Annotated in this window: 18 protein-coding genes; 11 read left to right on the top strand and 7 right to left on the bottom strand. The window is 34.8% G+C overall.

What is annotated here, in order from left to right:
* Positions 1-85 precede the first annotated feature (85 nt).
* Complete coding sequence (gene pepT, locus K1I41_RS09705) at positions 86-1,333, top strand: peptidase T (protein WP_220640158.1); 1,248 nt, start codon at positions 86-88, stop codon at positions 1,331-1,333.
* Positions 1,334-1,544: 211 nt separating this feature from the next.
* On the opposite strand, the gene yajC is transcribed toward pepT, so the two are convergent.
* From yajC to K1I41_RS09685, 4 genes are all read right to left on the bottom strand, one after another.
* Entirely contained in the window at positions 1,545-1,826 is a 282-nt protein-coding gene (gene yajC, locus K1I41_RS09700; RefSeq protein ID WP_220640157.1) for a preprotein translocase subunit YajC, read from the bottom strand.
* 9 nt (positions 1,827-1,835) lie between these two features.
* Positions 1,836-2,315 (bottom strand): DUF1573 domain-containing protein, encoded by a 480-nt coding sequence (locus K1I41_RS09695; protein ID WP_220640156.1) that lies wholly within the window; start codon positions 2,313-2,315, stop codon positions 1,836-1,838.
* A 19-nt stretch (positions 2,316-2,334) separates the two neighbouring features.
* Entirely contained in the window at positions 2,335-3,276 is a 942-nt protein-coding gene (nusB, locus tag K1I41_RS09690) for a transcription antitermination factor NusB (RefSeq protein WP_220640155.1), read from the bottom strand.
* Between the two features lie 92 nt (positions 3,277-3,368).
* Entirely contained in the window at positions 3,369-4,472 is a 1,104-nt protein-coding gene (locus tag K1I41_RS09685) for a Glu/Leu/Phe/Val dehydrogenase dimerization domain-containing protein (RefSeq protein WP_220640154.1), read from the bottom strand.
* Positions 4,473-4,667: 195 nt separating this feature from the next.
* Between K1I41_RS09685 and K1I41_RS09680 the strand changes: the two genes are divergently transcribed.
* Positions 4,668-6,425, top strand: a complete 1,758-nt coding sequence (locus K1I41_RS09680; protein WP_220640153.1) for an ABC transporter ATP-binding protein — start codon at positions 4,668-4,670, stop codon at positions 6,423-6,425.
* A gap of 75 nt (positions 6,426-6,500) precedes the next feature.
* On the top strand, positions 6,501-6,872 hold the full coding sequence (locus K1I41_RS09675; RefSeq protein WP_220640152.1) for a PUR family DNA/RNA-binding protein: 372 nt from the start codon (positions 6,501-6,503) through the stop codon (positions 6,870-6,872).
* Between the two features lie 33 nt (positions 6,873-6,905).
* On the opposite strand, the gene K1I41_RS09670 is transcribed toward K1I41_RS09675, so the two are convergent.
* The 3 genes from K1I41_RS09670 to K1I41_RS09660 all read right to left on the bottom strand — a co-directional run bounded on the left by K1I41_RS09670 (position 6,906) and on the right by K1I41_RS09660 (position 8,891).
* Positions 6,906-7,238 (bottom strand): tRNA-binding protein, encoded by a 333-nt coding sequence (locus K1I41_RS09670; protein WP_220640151.1) that lies wholly within the window; start codon positions 7,236-7,238, stop codon positions 6,906-6,908.
* Positions 7,239-7,301: 63 nt separating this feature from the next.
* Entirely contained in the window at positions 7,302-7,844 is a 543-nt protein-coding gene (locus K1I41_RS09665) for a hypothetical protein (RefSeq protein ID WP_220640150.1), read from the bottom strand.
* Positions 7,845-7,958: 114 nt separating this feature from the next.
* The gene (locus K1I41_RS09660) at positions 7,959-8,891 is read right to left on the bottom strand and encodes a peptidylprolyl isomerase (protein ID WP_220640149.1); all 933 of its coding nucleotides are present in this window, start codon (positions 8,889-8,891) and stop codon (positions 7,959-7,961) included.
* A gap of 110 nt (positions 8,892-9,001) precedes the next feature.
* Here K1I41_RS09660 and K1I41_RS09655 point away from each other — a divergent pair, with 110 nt between their 5' ends.
* The 8 genes from K1I41_RS09655 (at position 9,002) to K1I41_RS09620 (ending at position 18,530) form a co-directional block, all read left to right on the top strand.
* Positions 9,002-9,808: a class I SAM-dependent methyltransferase gene (locus K1I41_RS09655; RefSeq protein WP_220640148.1), complete on the top strand. Its 807-nt coding sequence runs from the start codon at positions 9,002-9,004 to the stop codon at positions 9,806-9,808.
* Between the two features lie 36 nt (positions 9,809-9,844).
* A complete protein-coding gene (locus tag K1I41_RS09650; RefSeq protein ID WP_220640147.1) occupies positions 9,845-10,294 on the top strand; it encodes a DUF1569 domain-containing protein in 450 nt (149 codons plus the stop codon).
* 69 nt (positions 10,295-10,363) lie between these two features.
* The gene (gene trmD / locus K1I41_RS09645) at positions 10,364-11,041 is read left to right on the top strand and encodes a tRNA (guanosine(37)-N1)-methyltransferase TrmD (protein WP_220640146.1); all 678 of its coding nucleotides are present in this window, start codon (positions 10,364-10,366) and stop codon (positions 11,039-11,041) included.
* 288 nt (positions 11,042-11,329) lie between these two features.
* The gene (rplS, locus tag K1I41_RS09640) at positions 11,330-11,680 is read left to right on the top strand and encodes a 50S ribosomal protein L19 (protein WP_220640145.1); all 351 of its coding nucleotides are present in this window, start codon (positions 11,330-11,332) and stop codon (positions 11,678-11,680) included.
* Between the two features lie 318 nt (positions 11,681-11,998).
* Positions 11,999-14,224: an NADP-dependent isocitrate dehydrogenase gene (locus K1I41_RS09635; protein ID WP_220640144.1), complete on the top strand. Its 2,226-nt coding sequence runs from the start codon at positions 11,999-12,001 to the stop codon at positions 14,222-14,224.
* A 100-nt stretch (positions 14,225-14,324) separates the two neighbouring features.
* The gene (locus tag K1I41_RS09630; RefSeq protein ID WP_220640143.1) at positions 14,325-14,912 is read left to right on the top strand and encodes a Crp/Fnr family transcriptional regulator; all 588 of its coding nucleotides are present in this window, start codon (positions 14,325-14,327) and stop codon (positions 14,910-14,912) included.
* Positions 14,913-15,291: 379 nt separating this feature from the next.
* On the top strand, positions 15,292-17,631 hold the full coding sequence (locus tag K1I41_RS09625) for a TonB-dependent receptor (protein WP_255566913.1): 2,340 nt from the start codon (positions 15,292-15,294) through the stop codon (positions 17,629-17,631).
* Positions 17,632-17,699: 68 nt separating this feature from the next.
* Complete coding sequence (locus K1I41_RS09620; RefSeq protein ID WP_220640141.1) at positions 17,700-18,530, top strand: DUF4249 family protein; 831 nt, start codon at positions 17,700-17,702, stop codon at positions 18,528-18,530.
* Positions 18,531-18,581: the final 51 nt, after the last annotated feature.

Here is an 18,581-nt window from a genome sequence, read left to right as displayed (position 1 = left end):
CCACAGAAAAGTTTTAGTGCTACTATAAATATGATACTCTCAAATAAATTGTAAATTTGTGTTCATTATTAATAAAAACGTAAAAATGCAACACATAATAGACCGATTTATCAGCTATGTTACTGTTGATACCGAATCTGATCCAAACTCTGATACAACGCCTAGTACTGAGAAACAATGGAATCTTGCCAACCAATTGGTTGAAGAACTTAAGGCAATTGGTATGGAAGATGTTACTATAGATGAAAACGCTTATATAATGGCTACGTTACCGTCTAATGTAGACCATGATGTACCTGTTGTTGGTTTTGTTTCGCACTTTGATACAACACCCGATTTTACTGGAGCGAATGTAAAACCTAAGATTATAAAAAATTATGATGGTGGTGATATTGTATTGAATGAGGAGCAAAATATTGTACTATCGCCTACATACTTTAAGGATATGCTACAATACAAAGGGCAAACACTTATTACTACCGATGGTACTACGCTTTTAGGTGCTGACGATAAAGCGGGTATTACCGAAATTGTTAGTGCTATGGAATACCTTATTAATAACCCTCAAATTAAACATGGAAAAATTCGTGTAGGATTTACACCCGATGAGGAAATAGGTAGAGGTGCGCATAAGTTTGATGTGGCTAAGTTTGGCGCGGACTGGGGTTATACTATGGATGGTAGCCAAATTGGTGAATTAGAATATGAAAATTTTAATGCTGCTGGTGCAAAAATTACTTTTAAAGGTAAAAGCGTACACCCTGGTTATGCCAAAGGCAAAATGATTAACTCTATGCTGCTAGCTAGTAAATTTGTAGCCGCATTACCTGAAAATGAAGTCCCTGAGCGTACCAGTGGCTACGAAGGATTTTATCATGTAACAAATATTGATGGTAGTATTGAGAAAACAATGGTACAACTTATAATACGCGACCATGATAGGGAGAAGTTTGAGGCTCGTAAAGAAAAAGTAGCGCAAATTGCAGATGCTATTAATGATGAATATATGGAACAATTTGGTGAACCTATTGTTATTGCCGATATTAAAGACCAGTACTACAATATGAAAGAAAAAGTAGTACCTGTGTTTCATATTATTGATATTGCTGAAAGAGCAATGAAGGAACTGGATATTAAACCGCTTATTAAGCCTATTCGTGGTGGTACCGATGGCTGCCAGCTATCGTACATGGGGTTACCATGCCCAAATATATTTGCTGGCGGGCATAATTTTCATGGTAAATATGAATATGTGCCTGTAGAGAGTATGCAAAAAGCCACCGAAGTTATTGTAAAAATTGCTGAACTTACGGCTAAAATATACAATGGGTAAAAGCTAGGAAAGTTTGCACTTGTGGACTGAGGAGCTTGATGTTTTAAAAACCCATAATTAATAAAACAAGGAAACAGGGTTGCCCATGATATTAAATGGTGTAGGACTGAATGATAAATATTGGAAATGGTTTTTATAACTAGTTCAAAAAATAAAAAAGCCTCATTGTAACAATGAGGCTTTTTTATTTTACTGTAGTTTAAATAAACTATTACTTAGCATTAGCTTTATTTAGCTTTTGGCTTAACTCTAACGATATTGCCGAACGCTCTAACTTTAATTTTCCTGCCATTGTTTCTATTACTGTAGTGTCATCAGCAAGGTCAACAACCTTACCGTGAATACCACTTTTAGTAATAATTTTATCGCCTACTTTAAGATCTTTTTCAAATTGTTTTTCCAATTTTGCCCTTTTCTGTTGTGGTCGTATCATTAAAAAATAAACGACAACGAACATTAATATAAAAGGCATAAATGTTTGTAACTGTTCCATATATAGTTTTTATTTTGCTTTTTTAGTAGCAACCTCGCCTTCTTTTGGCGTAACAACAGCCTTAAATTTAAGTACTTGGCTCCCCTCCTCTGTGTTTGCCGATACTGTTACTGTTTTGTTTTGGTTTCCTTTTTTTCCTTTAGAGTTAAACTCTACATTTACTTCGCCTGTTTCGCCTGGTTTTACTGGTGTTTTAGTATAACTTGGTACAGTACATCCGCAACTCGCTTTTGCTTGGCTTACCACTAAATCTGAAGTACCTTCGTTTTTAAACGTAAACGTGTGCGATACAACTTCTCCTTGGTCTATCGTACCAAAGTCGTGCTCTACTTCATCAAACTTCATTACTGCAATTTTACCTGCATCTGCGTGTGCTATCTCAGCTTCTTTCGCCGTTTCTTCGTCAATACGTAGTGCTGCATTTTCTTTACACGATGTTGTAAGTACTAAAGATGCTATGGCGAACATAGCTACTGTTCTTTTTATCATAACTGTAATTTTAAATTGTTTACATTAAACCTCTTCCGGTTTTTACTAGTTTATTGTTGGTTTTATAGTCTTTAATTAAATTATCTAAAATTCCGTTGATAAAAATACTACTTTTTGGTGTCGAATATTCTTTTGCTATCTCAAGATATTCGTTTATAGTAACTTTTACGGGAATAGATGGGAATTTTAAAATTTCGCATATTGCCATTTTTAGCATTATGGCATCTATTTCGGCTATACGTTCCGTATCCCAATTTGGCGTTTTATCTATAAATTCCTTTGCAAGCTCTGTTTCATTTAGTACTGTTTTTCTAAACAAGTTTCTTACAAAATCCTTATCATCAATATCCTTATACAATTTCGGCACATTAAAGGCATCATTATCCTCCTTTATTTGGCGTAACTGTTTTGCTATCATTGTATTTACTAACGGAATATCGTCAACCCAAGTTAATTTATAATCTTCAAGGTAGTCGTATAACTTCTCATTAGGTGCAATAACTTCTGTAAAAAGTGCTGTAATAAAATTTTTATCAACTTCAAAACTATCCTCTTTACTAGCCATATAATTTTTATATACTTCGCTTTCTCTTATATCTTCAAGCAATAATAGTATATAATCATCATTTTGCTTCCAGTTGTTTATTTTTCGGTCGTCTATTGCATTATTTAAAGATTCGTTATCCTCTAGTAACTGCAATACCCTATTAGCAACAAACTTTTTATTCGGATTTCGCTCTTCTGCGGTAGCTAAATGCTTTTTGGATAATTTCTCAACATAATCCTCTTCACTGCGTCTTAGCTCTACTAAAGCAGCAACTATTGTTAAATATAGGTCACGAATGCTCTCTATGCTGTGGAAAAGAAATTTTTCTTCTTTTTCCATATTGTCTGAATCATTTTGATGCATGGCGTATACAGACTGCATCACTTTAACCCGAATATGTCTTCTGTTTAACATTCGTTTCGTTTATAAGAACTTTAAAAATTAAAGAAGCGAAAGAGCAATTCTTTCGCTTCGCAAAATTAAAAATAATATCTTTTTATCGCTACTTATTTAGCGCTTTCTTTTTTTCTGTCGTCAATTCTTTGCTGTGCTAATGTCATAGCTGCTTTTTGGGTTGTTATACCATTAGCTTCAGCGTGCGTAAATATCTCTAATGTAGTGTTATAAATATTTTCTGTTCTGCGCATCGACTCTGCTTTGTCGTAACCTACAATCTCAGCATATACATTAATTATACCTCCTGCGTTTATAAGGAAGTCTGGCGCGTATGATATACCTTTTTCCTGTAATATTTTACCATGTACTTCATCGTTAGCCAACTGGTTGTTAGCAGCACCTGCTATTACTTTAGCTTTTAGCCTTTGTATGGTATCATCATTAACAGTAGCACCCAATGCACACGGAGCATAAATATCTACATCGGCACTGTAAATATCTTTACCTGTATAAATATGTGCACCATATTTAGCGGCTACTTCTTGCATTTTAGCTTCGTTAATATCGGTAATTTCTATATGTGCGCCCTCTTTAGCAAGGTAGCTTATTAATGTTTCGCCAACATGCCCTGTACCCTGCACTAGTACTTTTTTACCATCTAGTTTATCGGTACCAAAACGGTGCATTGCAGCAGCTTTCATTCCCATGTAAACACCGTAGGCTGTTACTGGCGATGGGTTACCTGAACCTCCTTTAGATTCTGAAATTCCTGTAACGTGAGGAGTAATATCACGAATAATATCCATATCGGGTGTAGTAGTACCTACATCCTCAGCAGTAATATATTTACCACTTAACGAGTGGATAAACTCGCCAAATTTAGCCATCATGGCTGGTGTTTTATCCTTTTTTGAATCGCCAATGATAACGGCTTTACCACCGCCTAAATTTAATCCTGAAATTGCAGATTTATAGGTCATTCCCCTCGATAGCCTTAAAACATCATTTAAAGCTTCCCATTCGTTAGCGTAGCTCCACATTCTGGTACCTCCAAGAGCAGGTCCTAAAACGGTATTATGAATACCGATTATTGCTTTTAAACCAGTATCTTTGTCATGACAAAAAACGATTTGCTCGTGGTCATTAAAAGAAGGCTGTCCAAAAACAGGGTCAGATTTTATAAGATCGTTAGCTTTTACAACTTCTGCAATCATGATAAATAATTTTAAATTGAAATTTATTCAAAAATAGGGTACAAAAATACACATATAATTAAAATGTTACAATATAAACGCCTTTTTTTGTGTATTCGTCAATTTTAGGAGTTGTTTGCTCAATGGCTAAAAGCATAAAAATGTTGAGCTGTTTAACATTAAAACACAATAACATATTCATTTATTAACATAATAATGAAAGAACTTCAGTATTTAAACAAATATTTTGTAAAATATAAATTTCGCTTTCTCGTAGGGATAGGTATAACTATAGTAGCGCAAATATTTGCACTATTTACACCTAGTCTTATTGGAGATTCAATAAAGTCAATAGAAGAATTTAGTACCCAAAATACCATCTCTGCCGAAGCAATAAAAAGCGAACTGCTTAATAACATATTACTTATAATTGCAACGACACTTATTGCAGGCATATTAACTTTTTTAATGCGCCAAACATTAATAGTAATGTCGCGCCACGTGGAGTTTGACCTTAAAAATGAGATTTTTAGGCACTACGAAAACCTATCGCAAAGTTTTTATAAACGTAACCGTACGGGCGACTTGATGAACCGAATTAGTGAGGATGTAAATAAAGTGCGCATGTATGTGGGCCCTGCGGTAATGTATACCATGAATACTATAATACGTTTTACTGTAGTAATAACACAAATGTATTTAATATCGCCTAAACTAACTTTATATACCCTACTTCCCCTTCCAATACTATCGTACAGTATTTTTAAAATAAGTAAGGAAATTAATAGGCGTAGTACATTATACCAGCAAAACTTATCGCGACTCTCTACATTTACGCAAGAAATGTTTTCGGGAATACGGGTTATAAAAGCCTATGGGCTGGAGGGGCAAAAACAGGAAGATTTTACAAAGCTATCCCGCGATAGTAAAAAGAAAAACATGAGCCTTGTAAAAATGAATGCTCAGTTTGGACCTTTAATGATATTATTAATAGGATTAAGCAACTTGGTTGTAATATACGTTGGTGGTGTTATGTACATAAATGGCAGTATACCCAATATAGGTATTATTGCACAGTTTATACTTTACATTAATATGCTTACATGGCCAGTAGCATCGTTGGGTTGGATATCCTCTATGGTGCAGGAGGCAGAGGCATCACAAAAAAGGATTAATGAGTTCCTGCATACGGAACCCGATATTAAAAATACACAAACAGCGCCTACACCCGTTAACGGAGCTATTGCTTTTAAAAATGTTTCGTTTACCTATGAGGATACCAATATTACAGCACTTACTAATATTTCGTTTACTGTAAATAAAGGCGAAACCTTAGCAATATTGGGTAAAACAGGCTCAGGTAAATCAACTGTATTATCACTAATTAGTAGGCTTTACGATGTAGAAAAAGGCGAAATAACTGTTGATGGCACTAATGTAAAGCAACTTAACCTTAACGACTTACGCAATAGTATAGGCTTTGTACCACAAGATGCCTTTTTATTTTCTGATAGTATTGGGAATAACATTAAATTTGGTGACGAAGATGCCACTTATGAAGAAATTGTTGCTGTAGCTAAAAAAGCAGTAGTACACGATAATATTGCAGCTTTTAATAAACAATACGAAACCGTTTTGGGCGAACGCGGTATAACACTATCGGGCGGGCAAAAACAAAGGGTATCTATAGCACGCGCCATGATTAAAGATGCACCAATATTGTTACTAGACGACTCACTCTCGGCAGTAGATACCGAAACGGAAGAAGCAATACTAAACAACCTATTGGAGTTTTGTAAGAACAAAACAACCATTATAGTAAGCCACAGGGTATCGTCTGCAAAAAATGCCGATAAGATAATTATACTGGAGGACGGCAAAGTAATGCAACAAGGCACTCATAATGAGTTGGTAAATACAGATGGGTACTATAAAGAGTTGTATTTAAAACAACTATCTGAAAAAGAAATTTAATAAGTTTGTTGCATTATTTAGATTTTTTTTAGATTTTTGATTGCTACGTAAATCATATAAACCAAACCAAGGATTATGAGAGATAATGATATGTTGGAAAAGGAAGAAATCTTTTCTAAAGTGCTGAGAGCAGGAAGAAGAACTTACTTTTTTGATGTAAGGGCTACCAAAGCCAATGATTACTACATTACAATTACAGAAAGTAAAAAGTTTACTGAAGAAGATGGATCTTTTCACTTTAAAAAGCACAAAATATACCTTTATAAGGAAGATTTTACGGCGTTTAGAGAGATTCTTGAGGAAATGACTACTTATGTACTTGACCAAAAAGGTGAAGAGGTGATATCTGAAAGACATCAAAAAGATTTTAGAAAACTCTTTACAGATAAAGATGAGGAAACTGTTACAACGGAGAATTTTACTGACGTAAATTTTGAAGATATATAAATAAAAAACTGCCTTAGGGCAGTTTTTTTATACCTATGCAATTCGTAATCCGTTAGTCACACTACTATCTGGAGCCAACAATACAACATCACCTTCTGCTCCCACTGCGCCTAAAACAAGGCACTCACTCATAAATTTACCTATCTGCTTTTTAGGAAAATTTACAACGGCTACAATTTGCCTGTTTAAAAGCGCATCTTTAGTATAACGTTTGGTTATTTGTGCTGATGATTTTCGGATACCAATATCATCTCCAAAATCTATGATAAGTTGGTAAGCGGGTTTTCTTGCCTCAGGAAAATCATTAACTGCAATAATAGTTCCTACGCGCATTTCCGTTTTTGTAAACTCTTCCCAAGTAAGCATAAAAATGTAATAATTATTGAATTTTAAAATACACCAATAAAAACTTTAGCCAGATACTAAGAACTATTCTTTTTCAAGCACTATATCAATAGGTCTATTCATTTTACGTCCAAATTTTACAGCAGCTTGCTGGCTATCGTTAGAGCATAAAACGTACATATTGTAATTGTATAAAGGTACTATAACCGTTTTAAATGCACCACCGTTTTCATCGCCATCAATATCTTCAACTTTTATGCTAAACCTATCCGCAGGAAACGTATTGGCTACCGAAAGCAGGTAGTTATCTTTCGCAAACGGAAAAAACCAACGTTCCTTTATTGCTTTTTCGCCCTCGGCCAATCTTTTATTATCATCTCCTATTTTATAGTTCGATGTAAACTGTAGGGGGCTATTCCCATTTTTAAAACTATACACGTTATTTACATTAATAACATCAATACCTTTACTGTCTACTATTGTTATTTTTAAGTTTTTAATATTTTCTGTTTTCCCAGCCTCATGTACATCCAAAACAACATACGATGTAAAATCGTAACCGCAATGCATTACTTGTGCATTGGCAGAGAAAACAAAGAGTATAAAAAATAAAGTAAAATATCGCATGGTTTAATAATATTATTGGTAAAAATAAGATTCTAAACAGTTACTTTCAAAAAGTATTCCAATAAAAAAAGCCGCCGAGTGGCGGCTTTTAAATAATATTGTTCGTTTAGAGGTTTATTTAACGTCCATTAACTCTACATCAAAAACAAGTGTAGCATTTGGTGGTATAACCCCACCAGCACCGTTAGCACCATAGGCTAGGTGCGAAGGAATTACAAAACGAGCTTTATCGCCCACTTTTAGTAATGACACACCTTCGTCCCATCCAGGTATTACCTGCCCAACACCCAATTGAAATTCAATAGGTTTTTTTCTTTGGTACGACGAGTCAAAAACCTGCCCATCGTCCAAAGCACCCTTATAGTGTACCGATACTTTTTTACCTTTTTCGGCTTTTGCACCTGTACCCTGCTGGATTATTTGGTAACGCAATCCGCTATCGGTTTTATTAAAACCAGCGGCTAATTTTTCCATTTCAGCTTCAGCTCTCGCTTTCTCCTCTGCCAAACGCTTTTCGCGCGAGCCCTCAAATGTTCTAAAAGCCTCAATAGCATTCCAGTTTTTAGCTTCTTCTCCTTCTCTAACAATCTCAAGCGTTTCTATAGCATCGCCTTGCGCAATACTATCTACAACATCCTGCCCTTCTACCACATGACCAAAAACAGTATGTTTACCATCCAACCAAGACGTTTCTACGTGCGTAATAAAAAACTGTGACCCGTTAGTGCCTGGTCCTGCATTTGCCATAGAGAGTACTCCTGGCTTATCATGTTTTAATTCTGGATGGAATTCATCGTCAAAGTTGTAACCAGGTCCGCCAGTACCGCTGCCCTGTGGGCAACCACCCTGTATCATAAAATCAGGTATAACACGGTGAAATTTTAAACCATCGTAATAGGGAGTTCCTTGTGGCTTTTCGTTATTTTCAAGATTGCCTTCGGCAAGCCCTACAAAATTTCCTACCGTACCTGGTGTTTTATCGTGTGTAAGCTTTACTATTATAGCACCTTTTGTGGTATTGAACTTTGCGTAAATTCCGTTTTCCATTATCGTATTTTTATAATTTTAAAAACGCAAATTTACAAATAATATTCCTACTTATACCTTTAGCACATCATAACAAAAATGTAAATTTGGAGTTACTAACTTATAATAGTATGGAAAACGAAAACAATTACCTATTGGTTAACAAGGCAGCTTGGAACAGTAAAACAGCCGTTCATATTAACTCTGATTTTTACGATATGCCCTCTTTCCTAAAAGGAAAATCGAGCTTAAATAGTATTGAGCTTGAATTGCTAGGCGATGTTAAGGGTAAAAAAATACTACACTTACAATGCCACTTTGGGCAAGATACCTTATCGTTAGCACGAATGGGTGCTATAGTTACGGGAGTAGATTTATCGGACAAGGCTATTGAGAAAGCGCAAGAATTATCGGAAACATTAAACATTGCGGGGCGTTTTATTTGTTGTGATGTATATAGTTTGCCCGAACATCTTGATGAGGAATTTGATATTGTTTTTACAAGCTACGGCACTATAGGCTGGTTACCTGATATGGAAAAATGGGCAAGTATTGTTAGTAGGTATTTAAAACCCAAAGGACAGTTTATTTTTGCCGATTTTCATCCCGTAGTATGGATGTTTGATGATGCCTTTACGGATATTGCGTACAGCTACTTTAACAAACAAACTATTTTTGAAACCATTGCAGGCTCGTACACCGATAATGATGCCGATATTAGTACTGATATTATTTCGTGGAATCATAGCATTGCTGATGTACTTAGTAACCTGCTTAAAAAAGGGTTACAATTAAAAGAGTTTAAGGAATATGATTATAGCCCTTATGACTGTTTGGAGGGTATGGAGGAGTTTGAAACAGGAAAGTTCCGAATTAAAAAAATGGGCAATAAAATACCCATGGTATATGCACTACGTGCAGAAAAAACCTACGAATAATTTACTTATATTTGGGAAAATCAATTTTTAAATAGCATGGAAAGCGTTTTTGACCCTGAGGGAAATAAAAATTTAATAGCACGCATTGAGAAACTAACTCCTATTACCCTATCACAATGGGGGAAAATGACGGTTAGCCAAATGATGGAGCACTGCCAACAACCTATAAAAGTGGCACGTGGTACACTCCTATTAAAACCCACCCTAATGAGTTTTCTTTTTGGGAAAATGATAAAGAAAAAACTCATGGATCCAAAACCTTTTGCACGCGATTTACCTACTGTAAAGCAGTTTAAAATAGAAAACGAACCTGATTTTGAAAACACTAAAAAAGAATTGATTGAACTGGTTAGTATTTTTGCTACAGAAGGGCACGATGCTATAAAAAACACGAAACATCCATTTTTTGGCAATATGACAATGAAAGAATGGGATGTATTACAATGGAAACACCTAGACCATCACTTAAAACAATTTGGGGTTTAAATTAATCAATTTCTTGATGTAGTAACAGAATTGTTACATTTGCACACTAGCAAATTGAAAAATTAACTGATGCGCATTGATATAATTACCGTTTTACCTGAGCTTTTACGAAGCCCCTTTGAGGCTTCGATACTGAAGCGAGCTATTGATAAGGGCTTAGTAGAAGTTCACCTACATAACCTTAGAGATTACAGCACCAACAAGCATAAAAATGTAGACGACTACCAATTTGGCGGTGGTGCTGGTATGGTAATGATGGTTGAGCCTATTGATGCTTGCATATCCAAACTTAAAAGTGAGCGTGAGTACGACGAGGTAATTTACATGACTCCCGACGGCGAAACACTCAATCAGGGTATAGCCAACCAAATGTCACTACTAAAAAACATTATTATACTTTGTGGGCATTATAAAGGGGTAGACCAACGTGTACGCGACCATTTTATAACACGCGAAATATCTATTGGCGATTTTGTGTTATCTGGTGGCGAATTAGCAGCAGCCGTACTATCTGATGCCATTATACGCTTAATACCTGGTGTATTAAGCAACGAAACATCGGCACTTACCGATAGTTTTCAGGATAACTTACTCTCTCCTCCTATTTATACCCGACCATCGGAATATAAAGGTTGGAAAGTGCCCGATGTACTACTAAGTGGTAACTTTGGTAAAATAGACCAATGGCGTGAGGATAAAGCTTTGGAACATACTAAAAACAGGCGCCCTGATTTACTGGAAGATTAGGCTAAATTGCACCAATACAAAAGTAGTTTTAATACTAATATAAACACTTGTACTACCAATTTATAAGCTGTACACGAGTTTAGCGAAATATTAATTAACACTAACGTACTCAAAAACAATACAATATATTTTTAGCGAAAGCCCAAAACAGTTGAAAAAATTAATTAAAAAATTGATTGTTACTAATTTATAGCTTCAAATTTTTCTTTATATTTGCACCCACTTCGGATTAACCTCTGGCGAAACTCGTGAATGTTATTCTGATTCAAACTTAAATAATTAGAAATCATGTCTGATTTAGTAAAATTTGTAGAAGACGAATTTGTAACAAAAAAAGATTTCCCTGAGTTCAATTCGGGAGACACAATTACTGTGTACTACGAAATTAAAGAGGGTGAAAAAACCAGAACACAGTTTTTTAAAGGAGTAGTTATCCAAAAAAGAGGTACTGGTAGTACAGAGACTTTTACCATCCGTAAAATGTCAGGTTCTGTAGGTGTAGAGCGTATTTTTCCTATGAATATGCCAGCTTTACAAAAAATTGAAGTGAACCAAAAAGGTAAAGTACGTAGAGCACGTATCTTCTACTTTAGAAACCTTACAGGTAAAAAAGCAAAAATTAAAGAAAGAAGAAGATAATTTTTCATTCACAATGCTATACAAAAATCCCTCTGCAATGCAGGGGGATTTTTTTGTATTATGGTATTGTTATTAAATAGATAAAATATTACTAATACTCAAATAACCACACCCATTTTTTACCATATTCGCACTGTAAAATATCTTAATATTTTGTTATATTTGCCACCCTTACTGGCAGTAAATTCTTATTATAATGCGTTTAGTTTATTACTAATAAAAATGTACCCTAAGTCCAACTAAGTTACAACAACTACAATATAATTCATTTAATAATCTGCCTGTTTTTTTTAAACAGGAAATTTAAAAAACTGAACAATGTCAAAAGCATCAAAAATCATTTATACGATAACTGATGAAGCCCCAATGTTGGCAACACACTCTTTTCTCCCAATCGTAAAATCTTTTACAGCACCAGCAGGTGTAACAGTAGAAACAAGAGATATTTCGTTAGCAGGAAGAATACTCGCTAATTTTCCTGATAATCTTACTGACGATCAGAAAATAAGCGATGCGTTAAGTGAATTGGGTGAACTTGCTAAGACACCAGAAGCAAATATTATTAAATTACCAAATATCTCGGCATCTGTACCGCAGTTAAAAGAAGCTATTAAAGAGTTACAAGCACAAGGATACGCAATACCTGATTACCCAGAAGAGCCTGAAAATGACAAAGAAAAAGCCACAAAAGCACGTTATGCCAAAGTATTAGGTTCGGCAGTGAACCCTGTATTGCGTGAAGGTAACTCTGACAGAAGAGCTCCTAAAGCAGTTAAAAGATACGCTAAAGCACACCCACATAGAATGGGTGCTTGGTCGTCGGATTCTAAAACACACGTTGCCAGCATGAATGGTGGTGATTTTTATGGTAGCGAAAAATCAGTAGTTGTAAATGAGGCTGATGATGTAAAAATTGAGTTTACAGATAAAGACGGCAATGTAACACTACTAAAAGCGAGTACACCACTTTTGGCTGGCGAAGTTATAGACAGTTCTGTAATGAACATGAAAACTTTAAAAAGCTTTATAGCAGAACAGGTAGAAGAAGCAAAACAGCAAGGCGTATTATTTTCGGTACACCTTAAAGCTACCATGATGAAAATTTCTGACCCTCTTATTTTTGGGGCGTTTGTAGAAGTTTTCTTTAAAGATGTTTTTGAAAAATACAATACCTTATTTGATGAATTAGGTGTAGATACCCGTAATGGTCTTGGTGATGTGTATGCTAAAATAGCAGGTACACCACAGGAAGCAGAGGTTAAAGCAGCTATTGATGCAACTTATAGTAATGGTCCTGATTTGGCAATGGTAAACTCCGATAATGGTATTACCAACCTACACGTACCTTCGGATGTTATTATTGATGCATCTATGCCTGCCATGATACGTACATCGGGGCAAATGTGGAATGCCGAAGGCAACCAACAAGATACGAAAGCTATTATCCCAGACAGAAGTTATGCGGGTGTATACAGTGCAACAATAGATTTTTGTAAAAAGCATGGTGCATTTAATCCTGCTACAATGGGTAGCGTACCTAATGTGGGATTAATGGCACAAAAAGCTGAAGAATATGGGTCGCACGATAAAACGTTCCAACTTACCACAAAGGGTACAGTACGCGTTATTGCTAAAAATGGCACAGTATTAATGGAGCAAAATGTTGAAGAAAGTGATATTTTTAGAATGTGCCAAACTAAAGATGCTCCTATACGCGACTGGGTTAAACTAGCTGTTACCAGAGCACGACTATCGGCTACTCCTGCTATTTTCTGGTTAGACGAAAACAGAGGGCATGATGCACAACTTATTAAAAAAGTAAACACCTATTTAAAAGACCACGATACTACAGGTTTGGATATTCGTATTATGAACCCTGTAGATGCTACCAACTTCACATTAGAGCGTATTATTAAGGGAGAAGACACAATATCAGTAACAGGTAATGTACTAAGAGATTACCTTACCGATTTATTCCCAATACTAGAGGTAGGAACATCGGCAAAAATGCTATCTATAGTACCCTTAATGAATGGTGGCGGATTGTTTGAAACAGGTGCAGGAGGTTCTGCCCCTAAACACGTACAGCAATTTGTAGAGGAAGGCTACCTGCGTTGGGATTCGCTTGGAGAATTCTTAGCACTAGGAGTATCGTTAGAGCATTTAGCACAAGTATTTGGTAACGAAAAAGCTGTAATACTATCGGAAGCGCTAGATGATGCTACATCAAAATTCTTAGAAAATGATAAATCGCCAGCACGTAAAATAGGAAAAATAGACAATAGAGGTTCTCATTTTTACCTTGCTATGTATTGGGCAGAAGCATTGGCACAACAAACTAAAGATGCATCACTTAAAGCTGCATTTGAAAAAGTGGCGCAAGACCTTGCTGATAACGAAGCTAAAATAAACGAAGAGCTTATAGGCTCGCAAGGTAAACCACAAGATATTGGGGGTTATTACCATCCTGATTTTAATAAAACAGATAATGCTATGCGACCAAGTGCTACATTAAATACAGTACTTGCACAACTTATAAAATAATTTATTATTTATCTCGTTTAAAAAAGCAGTCAATAGTATTGACTGCTTTTTTGCGATTTCAAATATGAATCAACTCAAGACTGCTAGTATCCAATAACCCATGTATATTAATCCGAACAATCAATTTAATTGTACCGAAGATAGTGCAACGGTAAAAATAATTGAGCTACTAAAAGGTTCGGGGAACGAGGTAACTATAAATGCTGGAGAGACAATAGTTAAGGAAGGACAATTATGCGATTTTTTCTTTATAGTAGTTTCGGGAACGTTTAGGGCATACCGTTATGTTAACGACCAAGAAATTATTGTTGGATTCTCATTTCCGGGAGATATTGATACGGCACCTTATGCCTTTATAAAAAAACAACATAGTACCGAAACAATAGAGGCCATTACTAAAAGTGAGGTTATTAAAGTGTACCGAAGTACGTTTGATGAGCTAGCAGATAAATACCCTGAAATAAATACTTTTTTATTAAATTTACTGGTACATTATACGGAAATACTGGTAAAAAGGCACCTTGAGTTTAAGGCGTGTACTGCCGAGCATATTTATAACGTACTCCATAGCAGGCAACCCGAAGCAATAAATAAAATACCATTAAAATACGTTGCGTCATACTTAGGTATTTCGCCACAGCGTTTAAGTATTATACGAAATAACTTAAAAATTAAGTGTGAAAATTAAACTAGTTTAATTTTCATTTTTTCCAATTATTCTACTTTTGCTACGTTAACAGTATGCATTACAATTATAGTTGGTAGAAACTATTTACAGTCTATCCAGATTATTATACAGTTCGTCCATCTAAATTAAATAATTGGTACAAATACCCGCTATTATAGCACTTTTCAAAAGTAATAATAAATACTTTTGCACCATTAATTGCCATTTATCAAAATAATAAAAACATAAGTTTAATATTGTTAAATAATAAATTACAAACTACATCGTTAACAACATAGTAACTTTATAAAACAATCAGTAATCATCAAATCTTAATCAAAAAACAAACATTAAAACTATTATGGAATTATTTAAAAAAGAGTGCTTAAGTGTACTCTGTATGTTAATTTTTTCTGTAGCATTTGCACAGGAAGAGTTTACGTTAAGCGGTACCATTTCAGATTCTAAAAGTAACGAAACCCTTATTGGTGCAAATGTTTATATTTTAGAGCTGGAAAAAGTTATTGCTACTAACGAGTATGGATTTTACTCCATATCGTTACCAGAAGGGAGCTATACCGTAGAAATTAGCTATGTTAGTTTTGGTACGATTCGCGAAAATGTAGTTCTGGACAAAGATGTTAGGCAGAATTTTCAACTGAGCCTAGATACTAAAGAGCTAGAAGAAGTTGTAATTAGCGATAATCGTAAAAGGGCAAACATCAGGAAGCCTGAGATGAGTGTTAACCGATTATCGGTAGAAGAAATTAAAAAAATGCCTGTAGTACTGGGAGAGGTCGACGTAATAAAATCGTTATTACAGCTACCCGGTGTTACCAATGCAGGCGAAGGAGCATCGGGCTTTAATGTACGTGGTGGTGGTGCCGACCAAAATTTAATACTATTGGACGAAGCTACTATTTTTAACTCGTCCCACCTATTTGGCTTTTTCTCTGTATTTAATTCTGATGCTATTAAAAACATCAAACTTTATAAAGGTGGTATCCCAGCACGTTTTGGGGGAAGAGTATCTTCTGTTCTAGAAATATATCAAAAAGAAGGGAATAGTAAAGAGTTTCACATGAATGGCGGTATAGGTCTAATATCCAGCAGAGTTATGGCAGAAGGTCCTATTTCTAAAGATAGAGGGTCATTTCTTATTGCTGGAAGAGCCTCGTATGCCCATCTATTTTTAAAACTCGCAAATCAAGAAAATTCAGCCTATTTTTATGACCTTAACACTAAGTTAAGTTATAAACTTAATGAAAATAATAACTTATACCTATCAGGGTATTTTGGTAGAGACCTTTTTGAAATTGATGATTTATTTTCTAACACATACGGTAACACGATAGTTAACTTACGTTGGAATCATTTATTTAGTGATAAATTATTCTCTAACCTCTCTACTATATATAGTGATTATTATTACGGACTCGAACTTGATATTTTAGATTTTAAATGGGATTCTGGAATTAAAAATTATAATTTTAAGTACGACCTAAAGCATTACATATCTAACAATTTTAAACTGAAATATGGTATTAATGCTATTTATTATGACTTTAATCCTGGAAAGATAACACCTACAGGTGGCCTGTCTTCTATAAACGAAAGACAATTAGAAAAGAAATATGCCTTTGAGCCTGCTATATATATTGATGCAGAGCACAGGCTGAACGATAAAATAACAATGAGCTATGGTATTCGTTATAGTATGTTTTATAGACTAGGTGCTCAAACCATGAACTTATACGAAAATAATCAGGCTGTTAATTATAACTCCGATTTAAAAATATACGAAAAAGCAGACCCAATAGGTACTAAAAGATATAGTGGCGGACAAACTATTGCCGATTTTAATAATTTAGAACCACGTGCAACATTTGCTTATGAGTTAAACAACAACCAGTCAATAAAAGCAAGTTATAACCGAATGGTTCAATACCTTAATTTATTATCAAACACCTCATCTCCTACTCCTCTTGATATCTGGACTCCTAGTGGTTTATTTATAGAGCCTCAAATACTTGACCAAGTGGCGTTAGGCTATTTCAGAAATTTTAATGATGATAAATATACCTTTGAAGTAGAAACGTTTTATAAAAAATCTAAAAATAGAATAGATTATATTGACGGAGCAGACTTAATTGCTAATGAAGCTATAGAGCAGGTAGTACTTAATGGTAAAGCTAGGGCTTACGGGCTTGAACTATTGTTACGTAAAAATGAAGGTAAGCTAACAGGATTTATTGCTTATACATTATCGCGTTCAGAACAAAAAACACCAGGGCGCACTGCTGAAGAAGTAGGTATAAACAATGGAAACTGGTATAGAACAGGATATGATAAAACACACGACCTCTCGGTTACAGCTTCTTATGAATTAAACAATAAATGGTCGTTTGGTACTATATTTTCGTTGCAGTCAGGGCGAGCCACTACATATCCTAAAGGGCAATATACATATGGGGATGTAAACATCCCTATTTACGGAGATAGAAATGGAGATCAACTTCCAGCTTATCACCATCTAGATATTTCTGCAACATATATTCCTAAACCTGAAAAGAAAACAGGGTGGCAAGGAGAATGGGTATTTAGTATATACAATTTATACAACCGACAAAATGCTGCTTCTATGACATTTAGACAAAATGAGAATACAGGGGCAAATGAGTCTGTAAAAACTTCTATTTTTGGAATAGTACCTAGTGTAACTTATAATTTTAAATTCTAAATAATATCCCGTCTTATTCGATTGAATATTATAAAAAATCGAACAAAAAGGATTTTAAATATATAATTATGAAAAATATTAAATTTATCTTATTATTTGCGACTACTATACTCTTCATTTCGTGTGAAGAAGTAGTAAATCTTGATTTAGATACCGAAGATCCCAAGCTTGTAATAGATGCCTCTATAGATTGGGTTAAAGGTACACCTGGTAACGAACAAGTTATAAAACTTACAACTTCTACAGGATATTACGAAGAAACAGTACCAACCGTTTCAGGTGCTACGGCTTTTATTACTAACACTGATAACGGATCTGTATTTGACTTTATTGAAACAGTACCAGGTACAGGAGAATATATATGTACTAATTTTGAGCCAATTATAGGTAATAATTTTGAGCTTACTATTATTTATAATAATGAAACATATACAGCTACCGAAAAAATGTACCCTGTGTCTAGTATTGAGAATATAACTCAAAAAGATGACAGTGGCTTTTCTGGAGATGCTATAGAAATTGAAGCCTTTTTTCAAGATGACCCAACAGCAGAAAATTATTACTTATCAAAGTTCAGTACCAATGCAATTCCTTATCCCGAATATACAGCATTAGATGATGAGTTTAGTAATGGTAATTTAATGTCTGTACTATATATAGACGATAACATAAAGAGCGGAGATGATTTAAACATTAAACTATCAGGAATATCTAGAAGATATTATAACTATATGGAACTCGTTATTACTATGATAGAAGGAGGAGCAGGTAGCGGACCATTTCAAACAACACCCGCCCCCATTCGTGGAAACCTTATAAATGAGACTAATGAAAACAACAATCCTTTTGGCTATTTTCAGCTTTCAGAAGTAGATTATGTAGAATATATTATTCAATAAAGAGAACTATTTCAAATACCTTTTTAGCAATATGCGGCTATTATCAATAAA

Origin of the sequence: Flavobacterium litorale (genome assembly GCF_019613795.1) — a bacterium.
Classification (GTDB): domain Bacteria; phylum Bacteroidota; class Bacteroidia; order Flavobacteriales; family Flavobacteriaceae; genus Flavobacterium; species Flavobacterium litorale.
Note: the sequence above shows the minus strand (reverse complement) of the source record. Positions and strands in the feature narration are given on the sequence as shown.